The 14,047-nt window shown below is 72.1% G+C and carries 13 protein-coding genes; 7 read left to right on the top strand and 6 right to left on the bottom strand.

Annotation, left to right across the window (positions count from 1 at the left end):
- The first annotated feature begins 1 nt into the window (after window position 1).
- From ABD481_RS36860 to ABD481_RS36845, 4 genes are read left to right on the top strand one after another with little or no spacing between them, the layout of a single operon-like run.
- Window positions 2-952: a carbamate kinase gene (locus ABD481_RS36860; RefSeq protein WP_344670496.1), complete on the top strand. Its 951-nt coding sequence runs from the start codon at window positions 2-4 to the stop codon at window positions 950-952.
- Window positions 945-2,051 (top strand): barbiturase, encoded by a 1,107-nt coding sequence (gene bar, locus ABD481_RS36855; RefSeq protein WP_344670495.1) that lies wholly within the window; start codon window positions 945-947, stop codon window positions 2,049-2,051. The genes ABD481_RS36860 and bar overlap by 8 nt, the downstream gene beginning before the upstream one ends.
- The gene (locus ABD481_RS36850) at window positions 2,044-3,234 is read left to right on the top strand and encodes an XdhC family protein (protein WP_344670494.1); all 1,191 of its coding nucleotides are present in this window, start codon (window positions 2,044-2,046) and stop codon (window positions 3,232-3,234) included. The genes bar and ABD481_RS36850 overlap by 8 nt, the downstream gene beginning before the upstream one ends.
- Window positions 3,231-3,815: a nucleotidyltransferase family protein gene (locus ABD481_RS36845; RefSeq protein WP_344670493.1), complete on the top strand. Its 585-nt coding sequence runs from the start codon at window positions 3,231-3,233 to the stop codon at window positions 3,813-3,815. The genes ABD481_RS36850 and ABD481_RS36845 overlap by 4 nt, the downstream gene beginning before the upstream one ends.
- Window positions 3,816-3,829: 14 nt before the next feature.
- Here ABD481_RS36845 and ABD481_RS36840 read toward each other — a convergent pair whose 3' ends face one another.
- Together ABD481_RS36840 and ABD481_RS36835 are read right to left on the bottom strand one after the other, a co-directional pair.
- On the bottom strand, window positions 3,830-4,369 hold the full coding sequence (locus ABD481_RS36840; RefSeq protein WP_344670492.1) for a DUF1707 SHOCT-like domain-containing protein: 540 nt from the start codon (window positions 4,367-4,369) through the stop codon (window positions 3,830-3,832).
- A 143-nt stretch (window positions 4,370-4,512) separates the two neighbouring features.
- On the bottom strand, window positions 4,513-5,466 hold the full coding sequence (locus tag ABD481_RS36835) for an ADP-ribosylglycohydrolase family protein (RefSeq protein WP_344670491.1): 954 nt from the start codon (window positions 5,464-5,466) through the stop codon (window positions 4,513-4,515).
- Between the two features lie 35 nt (window positions 5,467-5,501).
- Here ABD481_RS36835 and ABD481_RS36830 point away from each other — a divergent pair, with 35 nt between their 5' ends.
- Complete coding sequence (locus ABD481_RS36830; RefSeq protein ID WP_344670490.1) at window positions 5,502-6,680, top strand: M48 family metallopeptidase; 1,179 nt, start codon at window positions 5,502-5,504, stop codon at window positions 6,678-6,680.
- A gap of 426 nt (window positions 6,681-7,106) precedes the next feature.
- Here the strand turns inward: ABD481_RS36830 and ABD481_RS36825 are convergent, their stop codons facing one another.
- From ABD481_RS36825 to ABD481_RS36815, 3 genes are all read right to left on the bottom strand, one after another.
- A complete protein-coding gene (locus ABD481_RS36825; protein WP_344670489.1) occupies window positions 7,107-7,790 on the bottom strand; it encodes a nucleoside/nucleotide kinase family protein in 684 nt (227 codons plus the stop codon).
- A gap of 88 nt (window positions 7,791-7,878) precedes the next feature.
- The gene (locus tag ABD481_RS36820) at window positions 7,879-10,461 is read right to left on the bottom strand and encodes an ABC transporter permease (RefSeq protein ID WP_344670488.1); all 2,583 of its coding nucleotides are present in this window, start codon (window positions 10,459-10,461) and stop codon (window positions 7,879-7,881) included.
- Window positions 10,462-10,605: 144 nt separating this feature from the next.
- Window positions 10,606-11,811 carry a cation:proton antiporter gene (locus ABD481_RS36815; protein WP_344670487.1) on the bottom strand — a complete coding sequence of 402 codons (1,206 nt, stop codon included), beginning with the start codon at window positions 11,809-11,811 and terminating at the stop codon, window positions 10,606-10,608.
- A gap of 161 nt (window positions 11,812-11,972) precedes the next feature.
- Here ABD481_RS36815 and ABD481_RS36810 point away from each other — a divergent pair, with 161 nt between their 5' ends.
- Both ABD481_RS36810 and ABD481_RS36805 read left to right on the top strand, forming a co-directional pair.
- Window positions 11,973-12,389 carry a DUF7144 family membrane protein gene (locus ABD481_RS36810; RefSeq protein ID WP_344670486.1) on the top strand — a complete coding sequence of 139 codons (417 nt, stop codon included), beginning with the start codon at window positions 11,973-11,975 and terminating at the stop codon, window positions 12,387-12,389.
- Between the two features lie 67 nt (window positions 12,390-12,456).
- Window positions 12,457-12,927, top strand: a complete 471-nt coding sequence (locus ABD481_RS36805) for a type II toxin-antitoxin system PemK/MazF family toxin (RefSeq protein ID WP_344670485.1) — start codon at window positions 12,457-12,459, stop codon at window positions 12,925-12,927.
- A gap of 157 nt (window positions 12,928-13,084) precedes the next feature.
- Here the strand turns inward: ABD481_RS36805 and ABD481_RS36800 are convergent.
- Window positions 13,085-14,047, bottom strand: a 963-nt coding sequence (locus ABD481_RS36800) for a LysM peptidoglycan-binding domain-containing protein (RefSeq protein ID WP_344670484.1), incomplete at its 5' end; no start/stop codon positions are given.

Below are 14,047 nucleotides of genomic sequence, written 5' to 3'. Positions count from 1 at the left end.
TATGCGGACTCTGATCGCCCTCGGCGGCAACGCCATGACCGCCCCCGACGGCCGGGCCCGGCCCGAGGACCAGATCGCCGCCGTCGGCCAGGCCATGGCGGGCGTCGCCGACCTGGTGGCCGTCGGCGTCGAGGTGGTGCTGACCCACGGCAACGGACCCCAGGTCGGCAACCTGCTGGTGAAGAACGAGCTGGCCGCGCACGTCGTCCCGCCGGTGCCGCTGGACTGGTGCGGCGCGCAGACCCAGGGCACGCTCGGCTTCGTGATCGTGAGCGCGCTGGAGGCCGCGCTGGCCGCGCGCGGCGTCACGAAGACGGTCGCGGCGCTGGTCACGCGGACCCTCGTCGACGCGCACGACCCCGGCTTCGACCGCCCGACCAAGCCGATCGGCCGCTACCTCCCGGCGGATCAGGCCACTGCGATGATTGCCCACGGCCAGACCTGGGAGGACCGCGGCGACCGCGGCTGGCGCCGGGTCGTGGCGTCGCCGGAACCGCTGGAGGTCCTGGACGCGCCCGCCGTCGCCGCGCTGGTGGAGGCCGGGTTCGTGGTGGTCGCCTGCGGCGGCGGCGGGATCCCGATGGTGCGCGACCCGTCGCGCAATGGGGTCCGCGGTGTCGAAGCCGTCATCGACAAGGACCTGTCCGCCGTCCTGCTGGCGCGCGCGGTCGGCGCCGACCAGCTGGTCATCGCCACCGACGTGGACCACATGTTCCTGCACTACGGCCACGCCGACGCGCGCGCCCTGAGCCGGGTCGGCGTCGCCGAGCTGCGCGGATACCTGGCGGCGGGCGAGGCGGCCGGCGGGAGCATGGCGCCGAAGGCGGAGGCTGCGTGCCGGTTCGTGGAGGGCGGCGGGCGGCGGGCCGTGATCACGGCGCTGGGACGTATTCGTGAGGCCGTTCTCGGGGAAACCGGAACCGTAGTGGAGAAGGAGAATGACCGTGCCTGAGGCCATCGAGGTCCGGAAGGTGCCGCTGCACCACGTAAGCGATGCGTCGGGGCTGGCCGAGCTGATCGCCGGCGGGGTCCTGGACGCCGACCGGGTGATCGCCGTCGTCGGCAAGACCGAGGGGAACGGCGGCGTCAACGACTACACGCGCATCATCGCCGACCGGGCGTTCCGGGAGACGCTGACCCGGCTCGGGACGCGGACCGAGGCGGAGGTCGCGCAGGTGCCGATCGTCTGGTCCGGCGGGACCGACGGCGTGCTGTCGCCGCACGCCACCATCTTCGCCACCACCGAGGCAGAGCCCTGCGACGACCCGCGGCTGACCGTCGGCTTCGCGATGAGCGAGCCGCTGCTGCCGGAGGAGATCGGCCGCTCGGCGATGATCACGAAGGTCGCCGCCGCGGTCGGCGAGGCGATGAAGCGGGCCGGCATCGACGACCCGGCCGACGTGCACTACGTGCAGACCAAGACGCCGCTGCTGACCATCCAGACCATCCGCGAGGCCAAGGCCCGCGGGGAGTCGGTGTGGACCGAGCAGACGCACGAGTCCATGGACCTGTCGAACGGCTGTACCGCGCTGGGCATCGCGGTGGCGCTGGGTGAGATCGCGATGCCTTCGGACGAAGCCGTGCTGCATGACAGGTCCCTGTATTCCTCCGTCGCCTCCTGCTCCTCGGGGGTCGAACTCGACCGCGCGCAGGTCGTGGTGGTCGGCAACGCGCGCGGCGTCGGAGGCCGCTACCGCATCGGGCACGGGGTCATGACCGACGCCCTGGACGCCGAGGGCATCTGGGACGCGATCCGTTCGGCCGGGCTGGAGCTGCCGGACCGGCCGCGGTCCTCGGATCTGGACGGCCGCCTGGTCAACGTCTTCCTGAAGTGCGAAGCGAGCACCGACGGCCTGGTGCGCGGGCGCCGCAACGCCATGCTCGACGACTCCGACGTGCACTGGCACCGGCAGATCAAGGCCTGCGTCGGCGGCGTCGCGGCCACGGTGACCGGCGACCCGGCGGTGTTCGTCTCGGTGTCCGCGGCGCATCAGGGCCCGGACGGCGGCGGACCGGTGGCGGCGATCGTGGATGTGGGGCCGGGTGCGTGATCTGCTGCCGACCCTGCTCGCCTGGCGGGCCGCCGGGGAGCGGTTCGTGCTGGCCACGGTCGTCGCCTCGGCCGGAGGGCCGCGCGAGCTCGGGGCGGCGATGGCGGTGCGGATGTCCGGCGACGGACCGCGCGAGGTGGTTGGCAGCGTGTCAGGGGGATGTGTCGAGGCCGCGGTGATCGAGGCGGCGGCGGAGGTGCTGGCGAGCGGTCGGCCCCGGCTGGAGACCTACGGCCTGGCCGACGCCGAGGCCGTCGGACTGACCTGCGGTGGGACCCTGTCGGTGTTCATCGAGCCGTCGACGCTCGGCACCGCGCACCTGGAGCGGGTCGGGGACGCGGTGGCGCGGGACGCCGGGGCGGCGGTGGTGACGGTGGTCGCCGGGCCGCCGGAGGTGGTGGGGCTGCACCGCGGCGACGGGTTGCGGGCCAACGGGTTCGAGGCCTTGGCCGACGCCGTGGCGCGGGATGCCGACGCGCTGGTCGACCTGGGGGAGTCGGGGCTGCGGCAGTATCGGCTGGACGGCTGCCCGGTGCCGGGAGTCGGGCTGGGACCGGGGGCCGGGGCGGCGGCGAGGTTGGCGGATTCATCGGTGTCGGGGATGGGGTCGGGGATCGGGTCGGGGCCGAACGAAACGTCTCCCGACCTCGTGACAGTGTTCTTCAACATCCTCTCGGCGCCGCCACGGCTGATCATCTTCGGTGCGCTGGACTACGCTGCGTCGCTGGCGAGCATCGGCCGTTTCCTCGGCTACCACGTCACCGTGTGCGACGCACGCGCCGTCTTCGCCACCGCCGAGCGTTTTCCCGACGCGCACGAGGTCGTCGTCGCCTGGCCGCACCGCTACCTCGCGGCGACCTCCCTCGACGCCCGCACCGCGATCTGCGTGCTCACCCACGATCCCAAGTTCGACGTGCCGGTCCTGGAGATCGCTCTGCGGTCCACGGCGGGCTATGTCGGCGCCATGGGATCGCGGCGGACCTGCGCGGACCGGATCGCGCGGCTGCGGGCGGCCGGAGTCGCAGAGCCCGAACTCGCGCGGCTGTCCTCGCCGATCGGGCTCGACCTCGGCGCCGTCACCCCGGCCGAGACCGCGGTGTCGATCGCCGCGGAGCTGGTCGCGGCCCGTCGGCGGGGCAGCGGGGAACCACTGCGGCGCACCGAGGGGCGGATCCATCGGTGAGAGGCGACGGGGTCGCGCCGGACGGAGTCGTCGGCGTCGTGCTGGCCGCGGGGGAGGGGAAGCGGTTCGGCGGGGCCAAGGCGGTCGCCCGCTTCCGGGGCGAGCGGCTCGTCGACCGGGCCGTCGCGACGCTCGTCGCAGGAGGCTGTGATCGGGTGCTGGTCGTGGTCGGAGCCCTGGACGTGGGCGCGGTGCGGCACGCGGTGCTGGTGCTCAACAGCGAGTGGCGCAGTGGAATGGGCAGTTCGCTCCGGGCCGGTCTGGAAGCGGCCGGGGACGCGGGCGCGGTCGTCGTCGCCCTCGTCGACCAGCCGCTGATCGGCGCCGACGCCGTCCGTCGGCTGATCGACGCGTGGCTCGACGGCGCCCCGATCGCCGTCGCCGTCTACGAGGGGCAGCGCGCGCATCCCGTGCTGTTCGGCAGTGAAGCCGTCGCCGACCTCTTGCCGACCCTGACCGGCGACGCCGGAGCCCGCGCGTTCCTCGCGGCGCGCCCCGACGTCGTCCCGGTGGACTGCACAGGCACCGGCCGTCCCGACGATGTCGACACGGTCGAGGCCTTACGGCATCTGGATTCTTAGTCGTCCTGGTCGGCTCAGCCCCGCTTCTGCTTCTTCGGCGGCAGACCCTGCCGTCGGCGCTTGGCCTCCCGGGCCCGCTTGGCCTGCAACGTCGGCGCCGAAATGCCCCACAATGCCGCACCGGCCGGGCCGGCGACCCACAACGGCCACGGATAAGGGAAGCTCATGCTGGTCAGGCCGACGAGCAGCCACACCACGACGTTGATCGACACCGCCGCGAACCATACGGTCCACAGCACCTTCAGCCCGCCGGGCAACTCCGCGTACGCGCCCCGGATCCCGGTCGCGGGGACCGGCGGCGGCCCGAGTGGCACCGGAGCGGGCTCCGAATACATCGGCGCGGGGGCCACCGGCATCTCCGGCGCGGGCGTCCGCTTCAGCGGCACCAGTTCATGCGGCAGATCGTCATGCAGCAACGCCAGATCGCCGACGGTGACGGCCTCATAAGCCTTCTCCATCCGATCGACGTACTCGTCCATCCTCAGCCGGCCGTCGTCGAGGGCCACCTTCAGCACCTCGACCACCTCCTGCCGCTCCGAGTCCGAAGCTCGCATGCGCTGTCTCTTGTCGCTGTCCACGCGGCTTTCGCCGTTGTCGTCCACGGACTCTCCCAAACGGGCCCGGCCCTGAGTAAGGCTGCGTGATTCGTGTGAAGCCGAGCCTAGTACCGCAAGGGTGACGAGCGGGCGGCCAAGGCTCATCGGGCAGGCGTGTTCGGGGCGGCCCACCCCGGCAGATCCTCCGCGAGTTCCAGCCAGCGGGCCGGCACGGCCGCCATTCCGGTCCGCGCCGCGACGATTCCGCCGGTGATGGCGCACGTCGTGTCCACGTCGCCGAGTCCCTCGGCGGTGCACCACAGGGCGTCGATCAGATTGTCGAGGTGATGCGCCGCGCTCCAGACGGCGAACGGGACGGTGTCACCGGCGCGGACCTTCTGGCCGTTGCCGAGCAGGTCGGCAGCCTTCCACGCCGGCGTGGTCGACGGCACTTCGGCGGCCCGCAGGAGGCCGTCGCGGATCAGGCCGGACGGCGTCAACGCCGCGGTCTGGTCGAGGAACCCTTGCGGATCCGGGGCGAGCGCGAGGCCGGTCGCTGCCAGGGCGGCCGCCACCGCCACCGCCACGCCGCCCGCGATCCCCTCCGGGTGCGCGTGCGTCACTTCGGCGGCGAGCACTGCCTGCGCCGCCGCCAACTCCGGATCGCGATGGAACCACGCGCCGAGCGGAGCAGCGCGCATCGCCGCTCCGTTTCCGAGGCTGCCTTCGCCCCTGAACAGCGTCCGGGCGTAGGTGGACCAGTTGCCGGGGTCCTCGCCGAGCATCGGGAGCAACTGACGCATGCCCTGGCCGTAACCCCGCATCGGATCGGCGGCGAAGAACTCTGCGAAGGTCGCGGCCAGGTCCTGCTGATCGACCTCGCCGTGCCGAATCAGCACCCGCAGTACCGCCAGGGCCATCGCCGTGTCGTCGGTCCAATGCCATGGCTGGTCGCCGGGGATCGTCCGGTGCTCGATCATCTCGATCGCCTCGGCGTTGCCCCGGAAGAACCAGCGCTCGCCGAAGCTGTCCCCCAATGCCAGACCCCGCAGGCTCGCGAACGCGGCGGCACTCTCAGGGCTGGCGGCATCAGCACGCGTCCAGGCGTCAGACATGCCATCAACCTACCGACGCGGCGCACACTGGACACGTGGATTACGCCGCCCAAGACTTCACCCCCGAGCAGATCGAACGCTCCCGCGCCTACAAGCGCGACGTCCGACCGCTGTACATCGCCTCCACCCTCCTCGGACTCGCCGTACCGCTGGTCCTCGGCCTGACCCCGCTCGGCGCCGGTCTGGTCCGGGTCGCCGGGGACCTGGCCGGCGGCGGATGGGTCGCCCGGGCCCTGCTCGGCAGCCTCGCCATCTCCGTGCTCGGGCTGGTGATCGGGCTCCCGCTGCGGATGCGCGGCGAGGTCGTCAGCCGCCGCTGGGGCCTGTCCCGGCGTGGCTGGGGGCTGTTCGCCGCCGACGTCGCGAAGGGTTTCGTCATCGGCGCGCTGCTCACCGCCGGCGCGGTCGGCGGGCTGTACCTCCTGCTGCGGCACGGCGGCGACGGCTGGTGGGTGTGGGCGGCCGGGGCCGCGGCCGCTCTGGCGGTGCTCGCCTCGTTCATCATGCCGGTGCTGATCGAACCGCTGTTCAACAAGTTCCGTCCGCTGCCCGAGGGCCCGCTGCGCGACCGTCTCATGGCGCTGGTCGCCGAATCCGGAGTCGCGGTGCGGGACATCCTGGTCAGCGACAGCTCCAGGCGGACCACCGCCGCCAACGCCTACGTGTCCGGCTTCGGCAGGACCCGCCGCCTCGTGGTGTGGGACACCACCACCGACAGCCTCGACACCGACGAGGTCGCCGCCATCGCCGCGCACGAGCTCGGACACGCGGCCCGGCGCGACGTCCTGGTCGGCACGCTGCTCGGCGCCGTGGGCGCCGCGTTCGGCGTGCTGGTCCTGGCCGCCGCGCTGCACTGGACGCCGCTGCTCGACGCGGCGGGCGTCGCGCACGCCGACGACCCCCGGTCCCAGGCGCTGGTCCGGGCGATCCTGACGGTGATCGGACTGGTCGGCGAGCCGTGGGGACTGGCCTACAGCCGCTATATCGAGGCCCGCGCCGACGGCTACGCGCTGGACCTGTTCCGCGACCCGGACACCATCGTGCGCATGGAGCGGGCCCTGGCTGTACAGAACATCGCCGACCTGCGGCCGCGCCGACACGAGATCCTGCTCCGCTACACCCACCCGCCGATCCACGAACGCATCGCGCACGCCCGCCGCTGGGCGGCCGAACAAGGTATGGCTATTCCTAAGCCCCTTTCAGCGACGTCTTAGGAACCGACGGCACCTTGGGTGGTGGGACAAGAGGGAAGCAGTGCATTTCCAAGTGGCTGAGTGATACCGACCGAAAAGGAGGCGGACGCCGACCGAGGACCTCGACGCAGGTCCCGGTGCTGGCCGCACAGCTTGTGCGAGGGCTGGACGACCAGGGACGCGGGCGCGGATTGGGACCGGCGCCGGCGGCCACCGGGACGGCGACCTCGACCCAGCGCGAGAGGCCGGCGGCGGTCTTGGGACCCCCGCCGCCGGGAAGGCCGAGGTCCGCAAGAACAGCGCCGTTCAACAGAACAGCACGACAGAACAGTTCGGTAGAACAACGCAACAGAGCAGTTCGGCAGAACAACGCAACGGGACAGTTCGGAACTGTTCCAAAAGAGCAGCTCAAAAGAGCACCTCAAAGGAACAGCTCGAAGGAACAGCTCAAAAGAACAGCAATGCCGGATGCCGAGGGTCGTCCATCCGCGCCGTCAGGGACGCGGCGCGCGATGGATCGACCTCGGCGTCGTAGCGTGCGTACGCGGGCAGCGTCCACGCCATCGCCTCCGGCGTCCGCCGCGCCAAAGCGCCGCGCGACAGCGACAAGTGCACCGACACGTCGAACGGGAAGCCCACCCCGAACAGCAGCGGGCCCTCCATGACCAGCACGCCGCCGGGCGGCAGCTCGACGTACTGTGCCCGGCTGGCCCGGTCGCGTTCGGCGTCCCACAACGTCGGCAGCACCCGGCCCGAACCGCCGGCCGCCAGCGGATCGAACACCTCCCGCATCAGGCCTTTGACGTCCAGCCACTCGGCGTAGAACACGTCGGGATCCTCGCGGCCGTACTCCAGCCGCAGCGAACGAGGCCGCAGGAAATCCCCCGCCGAGATCCGGAGCACCGGACGTCCGGCGGCGGCCAGCAACGCCTCTACTGCTGCGGCGAGCTCTGCCGTCCCCGATCCCGGGGCGCCGTCGATCGCCACTCGGGTCCACGAGTCGGCACCGGCATTCGCTTCGGCATTGATGTCGGCGGCCCCGTTCGCCTCGGCGGCCGACGCTCCCGCCGCGACCACCAGCTCGGCGACCCGCTCGGCCAGCCGTTCCGGCGAAATGGGCTCCGCGCGCATCACTCAATCACTCCATTGCCCAGCACTCTGTCGCCCAGCACTCTGTCGCCCCAGCGCTCCATCCCCCGGAACTCCGTCGCCGACCGCCTCACGAGTCCACGATCGCCGCGACGATCGACACCGACGCCGCCCGCCGCCCCGGCAGCACCGCCGCCAGCAGCCCGGCCACCGACGCCAGCACCACGTACCCGCCCAACGTCACGATCGGCACCGACAACACCGCGCCGCCCTCGACGTTGCCGATCAGCTCCTCCAACGCCCACGCCACCCCGACCCCGAGCGCCACCCCCATCAGCGCGCCGACCGCCGACATCAGCACCGCCTCCACCGACAGCATCCGCCGCATCTGCCCCCGGGACAGCCCCAACGCCCGCAACAGCGCCGACTCCCGCGTCCGCTCCACCACCGACAGCGACAGCGTGTTGGCGATGCCCAGCACCGCGATCACCACCGCCAGCCCCAGCATCGCCGTGAACAGCGACAGCGTCGCGTCCGCCGAGCCGGCCAGCGAATCCTTCTTCTCCGCCAGGCTCCCGGTGTGCAGGAACGAGTACTGCGACACCACCGAGTCCACCGCGGCCCGCGAGTCCGGCAGGCTCACTCCCGGCGCCGCCAGGATCCGGACCTGCGTGTCCCCGGCCGGCTTGAACACCGCCAGGAACTGCTCCCGCGGCAGCAGCACGTCGTACCAGTCGACGCCGTGGCCGGTCGCGACCTGGTAGATCATCGCCACCCGCGCGGTGATCGGGGCGCCGGACGGCGGGTCCACCGTGATCGAGTCCCCGACCTTCAGGTGCTTGCTGTCGGCCATCTCGTTCGACAGCGCCACCGTGCCCGGCCCGAGATCGGTCACCGACCCGGACTTCACCACCGGCTTGAACAGCGTCCCGTACGCCGAGGACTCCACCGCGCCGATGTCGATCAGGCTCCCGGACAGCGTCGCCCGGGCGCCGTCCACCGCCGCCACGTGCGCCAGCTCCGGCTTGGCCCGCAGCTGGTCGGCGACCTGGAACGGCACCGTCTGGTCCCGCCCCGGATCCACCGAGTAGTCATAGGGATTGTGGAACTCGATCCACTGCGACTGCGTCACCTGCACCGAGTCCTGCGTCACCGTGAACAGCGACATCAGCGTCACGCCGATGGTCAGCGCCGCCGTGGTGGCCGCCACCCGGCCCGGGTTGCGGCGCGCGTTGGACCCGGCCAGCCGGGTCGGCGTGCCGAAGAACCGCCCCGGCAGCCAGCCCAGGGCCCAGATCATCGGCCCGACGATCAGCGGCCCGGCCACGATCAGCGCCACGAACACCAGCGCCCCGCCGGCGCCGATCAGCTCCACGCCGGCGATCAGGTCGTTGCGCCCGGTGCCCAGCACCGCCAGCACGATCCCGGCGACCCCCAGCACCGCCGCGACGACCACCCGGGCACGGCCGATCCGGCCGTGCGTGGTCTTCACCTCCTGCTGGGCCCGCAGCGCCTCGATCGGCGACACCGCGGTCGCCATCCGGGCCGGCAGCAGGGCCGAGACGATGGTGACCACGAACCCGACCGACACGCCCAGCAGCACCACACCGCCGGACACCACGATCCCGCCCGGAGGCAGCTTGGTCGTGGTCAGCACCCCGACCAGGGCGTGCAGCCCCTTCGCCACGCCGATCCCGGCCACCACCCCGATCGCCGACCCGACCAGCCCGACCAGCGCCGCCTCGGCGACCGTGGCCCCGAAGATCTGCCGCTTGTTCGCGCCGATGCACCGCAGCAGCGCCACCTGCCGGATCCGCTGCGCCACCAGGATGGTGAAGGTGTTGTAGATGACGAACGCCGCCACCAGCAGCGCGACCGCCCCGAAGACCTCCAGGATCTGCGTGACGTGCCCGGCCACCGGCGCCCGGTGCTCCAGCACCGCCGTCGTGTACTGCGCGCCGGTCAGGACCGTGAACTCCGGGCCGCCGCCCACCGCCGCGCTCGCCTCGGAGGCCAGGTGCTGCTGCGAGACGCCGCCGGTCGCGTGCAGGTCGATCTGGTCGTAGCCGGCCCGGCCGACGACGTCCAGCGCCACCGGCGGCAGCAGCCCGACCAGCGTCCAGCCGTTGGCCCGGTTGTCCACGCCGTACTCGGCGATGCCGGCCAGCCGGAACTCCCGCACCGTCAGGTCGTGCGCCACGACCTTGATCGTCTGCCCGACCCGCAGCTTGTGCTCGGCCGCGGTGTCCTTGTCGACCACCGCGTCCCCGGGGCCCTTCGGGCCGGTGCCGGCCACGATGGTGCCGGGGAACAGCGCCGGATCGGCCGAGAACGCGACGGCGTTGCCGGTCAGGCCGTCGGTGCGCATCGGCTGCCCGTTCGTGTCCAGCAGCGGGGCCGAGCCCCTGACCTGGCCGGAGACCACCGCGTCGGTGCCCACCCGGGTCTGGATCCGCTGGGCCACGTCCGGGGTCAGCAAGGTCGGCGGCGCCGGCAGCGCGGTGGTGTTCGCGTACACCGCCGCCCCGGTCTGCTGCACCGCCGCGTCCACGTTCTGCGCGGCGCGCGCGTAGCCGTAGCTGAAGGCGCGGTCGATCGAGCCGGTGAGCAGGAAGGTCCCGGTGACGAAAGCGATGCCCAGCACGATGGACAGGCAGGTCAGGGCCAGGCGGACGGCGTCGGCGCGCAGCCCGGCCAGCACTACCTTCGGCATCGCACATCCTCCGTGGTCCCCGCGGGCCGCCCGGCGCGGTCGGCGCGGCGGGTCAGTCCGATCATCGTAACTATCCTGGCGGCGTGCGGCGGGGCCCGCATCGTCCGAGGGGAGGGGGCGGCGTCACCCTGGAGGGTGACGGCGTCACCAGCTCTCGGCGGCCTCCTCCCGGCCCTGCGGGGTCCGCACCGCACCGCTCGTCCGCAGCGCCAGGAACGGATAGAGCAGCACCGACAGCATCCCGGCGCCGACCATCGCGGCCGCGTCCGAGGACCGCATCGTGCCCCGGTCCACGCCGATCGAGGTGATGGCCACGATCAGCGGCAGCGCGGTCGACGCGTACAGCGCGACGGCCCGGCGCTCCCGCCCGGTCGAGCCCCGGGGCGCGGTCAGGAAGCTGGGCAGGCCGCGGGTCAGCAGGAACAGCACCAGGAACAGGGGGACCAGCGCGAGCGTGCCCCAGTCGCTGGTGAGGGCCTTGAGGTCGTAGCCGATCCCGGTGTCGATGAAGAAGACCGGGATCAGGAACCCGAAGCCGACGGCCTCCAGCTTGGCGGTGACCCGTTCGGTGCGCTCCGGGTTCCCGCTGTGGAACAGGATCCGCATGATCACCCCGGCCGCGAACGCGCCGAGCAGCATGTCCACGCCGAGCACGGCGGTGGCCGCCACCATCGCCATCAGCAGCGCCATGACCAGGCGGACCGCGAACTGCCCGGAGGTCTCCATGGTGGCGTCGGCCAGCCGGTTCAGCGTGGTGTGGCGGCCGCGTACGGCCAGGAAGATGCCGGCCCCGGCGATCGCCGCGAACGCCGTCAGGTAGATCATCGCCTCGCCGGGCCGGCGGCCGTCCAGGAACAGCGTCATGGCCACGATCGGCGCGAACTCCCCGACCGCGCCGACGGCCATCACCGCGTCGCCGAGCGCGGTGCCGAGCTGCCCGGCGTCGCGCAGCACCGGCAGGATGGTGCCCAGGGCGGTGGTGGTCAGCGCGATGCCGACGATCGCGCCGCTGTCCGCGGTGGGCGCCAGCAGCAGGCCCAGGCCGACGCCGATCACCACCGACATGGCCCAGCCCCGGACGGCGCGGGCCAGCGGGCCGCCGCGCAGCCGGTCGAAGTCGATCTCGTAGCCGGCCATGAAGAACAGCATCGCCAGGCCGAACTGGGACAGGGTGTGGACCAGGTCGTCCTGCACGGCCCAGCCCAGCACGTCCGGACCGACCAGGATCCCCAGCACGATCTCGAAGACCACCATCGGGACCGGGGCCGCGCGCCCGACCAGGTCGGCCAGCGGCGGCGACAGCACGGCGATCAGCGCGACCAGCAGCAAGGTCGACAGCGAGCGGTCCATACCAGGGATTGTCGAGGCGGCTCCGGCCCAGGTCGCGAAGGCCGAGCGGGACCGTCCGGCGTTCACTCCGACGGCGTAGCGCCAGGGTCCTGCCGGGGCGGCCGGGACGAACGGGGGTTGCAATGGTGCTGTGGGGGACCCTGAAGAAGGAAGGCACAACCATGGCGCAGTACACCGCGGACTCCGGTTCGAAGCGCACCAACCCGTGGGCCTACGGATTGAGCCTGTTCGCGGGCATCATGATGGTGATCAGCGGCATCATGGATCTGCTCTACGGGATCACCGCCGCGGCCCACAACGACATCATCGTCACCACCCCGAACTACGCGTTCAAGCTGAACACCAGCAGCTGGGGCTGGGTGCACATCATCCTCGGGGCGCTGCTGATCCTGGTCGGCGCCTGCGTGCTGATGGGCCAGACCTGGGCCCGCTACGCCGGTATCGTCGTCGTCGGCCTGGCGGCGATCGGGAACTTCATGAGCCTGCCGTACCAGCCCTGGTGGTCGCTGGCGCTGCTGGCCATCGACGTCTTCGTCATCTGGGGCCTGGCGACGGCCGATCCCGACCAGGTGATCTGAGCGGTCGGCGGCACGGTCGGCGGCCTGGTTGGCGGCCCGGTTCACTCGTTTGGCATAGTCGGGCGGCATGGCAGAGCATGAGCACGACGAGTGGGGCGAGTCGCCGGGGCGCTTCCCACCGTTCGACACCGTGGAGATCGACCCGCACGACATCGGCCCGGTCCACACGGTCTACGCACCGAAGCACGACGGGCTGCCGGACCCCGGCGAGATCGTCTGGACCTGGGTCCCCTACGAGGAGCACGACGGCCGCGGCAAGGACCGGCCGGTGCTCCTCGTGGCGCGCGGCAGGCACACCGGAATGCTGCTGGGGATCAAGTTGACCAGCAAGTGGCACCCCGACGCCGAGAACTGGGTCAGCATCGGTACCGGCGGCTGGGACCGGGACGCGCGGGAGTCGTGGGCGGTCATCGACCGGGTCGTGCGCGTGCACCCCGAGGGGATCCGGCGCGAGGGGCACGAGTTGGAGCGCGGTGACTACGACAACGTGATCGCGCACCTGCACAAGCGCTATGGGTGGACCGGCGAGGGGTACTGAGAGGTGCTGGGCGGTACTGAGAGGTACTGAGAGGTACTGAGCTCCGGGGTCTGTGACCAGCGGATGAACGGCGGCGGCCGAGGGACCATCGATGGTCCCTCGGCCGCCGCCGTCGTGCGAACGCTCGGTCGCTACCGGGTTACTCGGGCTACCGGTATTAGTAGCCGTACCAGCAGGAGCCGCCGCAGCGGGCCGAGACGACGGAGTCGAGCGAGCCGTAGCGGGCGGCGGCGTAGCGGACGCCGGCGATGATGTTGTCCACCGGGTTGTAGATGTTGTTGTGCCCGGCCAGCGCGTAGGCGTTGAAGGTCGGGGCGATCGTCTGCATCAGGCCGATCGACGGGGTGCCGGCGGCGGCGTTGGAGTCCCAGCCGTTGGTGGCGCTCGGGTTGCCGGCCGACTCGTGCATCACGGTCTGGTAGATCGCGTTGTAGGAGACGTAGTAGCCGTTGGCGTTCAGGATCGAGATGGCCTGCTTGATCCAGCCGTCCAGGTTGTTGGCGTAGCTGCCCGAGGACTGGGTGGCCGTCGTGGTGGACGTGGTCGAGGACTTGGTCGTCGACGGGGTCTGGGTCGAGCTGTTCGACTTGGTGGTCGACTTCGAGGTCGAGCCGGTGGTCGAGCCGGTGGTCGCGGTGCCCGACTTCGTGCTCTGGGTCTGAGTCTGAGTCTGGGTCTGCGTCTGGGTCGGCTTGGCCGGGGCCTTCTCGGCCTGGGACTGGATCACCGGCTGGTCCGCGGTGGCGGTGGTGGCGGCGGCCGGGGCCGAGGCGCCCTGGGCGCCGGGCAGCGTCAGCACCCAGCCGATCAGGATCAGGTTGGGGTCCTGGAGGCGGTGGCCGTCGTTCTGGGCCTTGCCGGCGTTGATCTTGAAGATCTCCGGGTACCGGTTGCCGTCGCCGAGGGTGGCCTGGGCGATGCCGGACAGCGTGTCGCCGGCGTGCACCTTGTAGGTGGCCGGCTTGGTCTCGGCGGCCTTGGGGGCGGAGGCGGCGACCGGGGCGACGGCCGCGACCGGGGCGGCGGCGGCGGCCGCGCCCGGGGCGACGGCCTGCGCCGACACGGCCTGGGCGACCTGCGCGACGGCGGCGGCGACGGCGGAGGCCGGAGCGGCCTCCAG

Source organism: Catenulispora yoronensis (assembly GCF_039531695.1).
GTDB classification, from domain to species: domain Bacteria; phylum Actinomycetota; class Actinomycetes; order Streptomycetales; family Catenulisporaceae; genus Catenulispora; species Catenulispora yoronensis.
Note: the sequence above shows the minus strand (reverse complement) of the source record. Positions and strands in the feature narration are given on the sequence as shown.

Excerpts from the sequence above, each read along its gene's own strand:
- ABD481_RS36860 (WP_344670496.1), top strand. The coding sequence starts at position 2 with ATGCGGACTCTGATCGCCCTCGGCGGCAACGCCATGACCGCCCCCGAC.
- ABD481_RS36840 (WP_344670492.1), bottom strand. The coding sequence starts at position 4,369 with ATGCGAGCTTCGGACTCGGAGCGGCAGGAGGTGGTCGAGGTGCTGAAG.
- ABD481_RS36835 (WP_344670491.1), bottom strand. The coding sequence starts at position 5,466 with ATGTCTGACGCCTGGACGCGTGCTGATGCCGCCAGCCCTGAGAGTGCC.
- ABD481_RS36825 (WP_344670489.1), bottom strand. The coding sequence starts at position 7,790 with ATGCGCGCGGAGCCCATTTCGCCGGAACGGCTGGCCGAGCGGGTCGCC.
- ABD481_RS36820 (WP_344670488.1), bottom strand. The coding sequence starts at position 10,461 with ATGCCGAAGGTAGTGCTGGCCGGGCTGCGCGCCGACGCCGTCCGCCTG.
- ABD481_RS36815 (WP_344670487.1), bottom strand. The coding sequence starts at position 11,811 with ATGGACCGCTCGCTGTCGACCTTGCTGCTGGTCGCGCTGATCGCCGTG.
- ABD481_RS36810 (WP_344670486.1), top strand. The coding sequence starts at position 11,973 with ATGGCGCAGTACACCGCGGACTCCGGTTCGAAGCGCACCAACCCGTGG.
- ABD481_RS36805 (WP_344670485.1), top strand. The coding sequence starts at position 12,457 with ATGGCAGAGCATGAGCACGACGAGTGGGGCGAGTCGCCGGGGCGCTTC.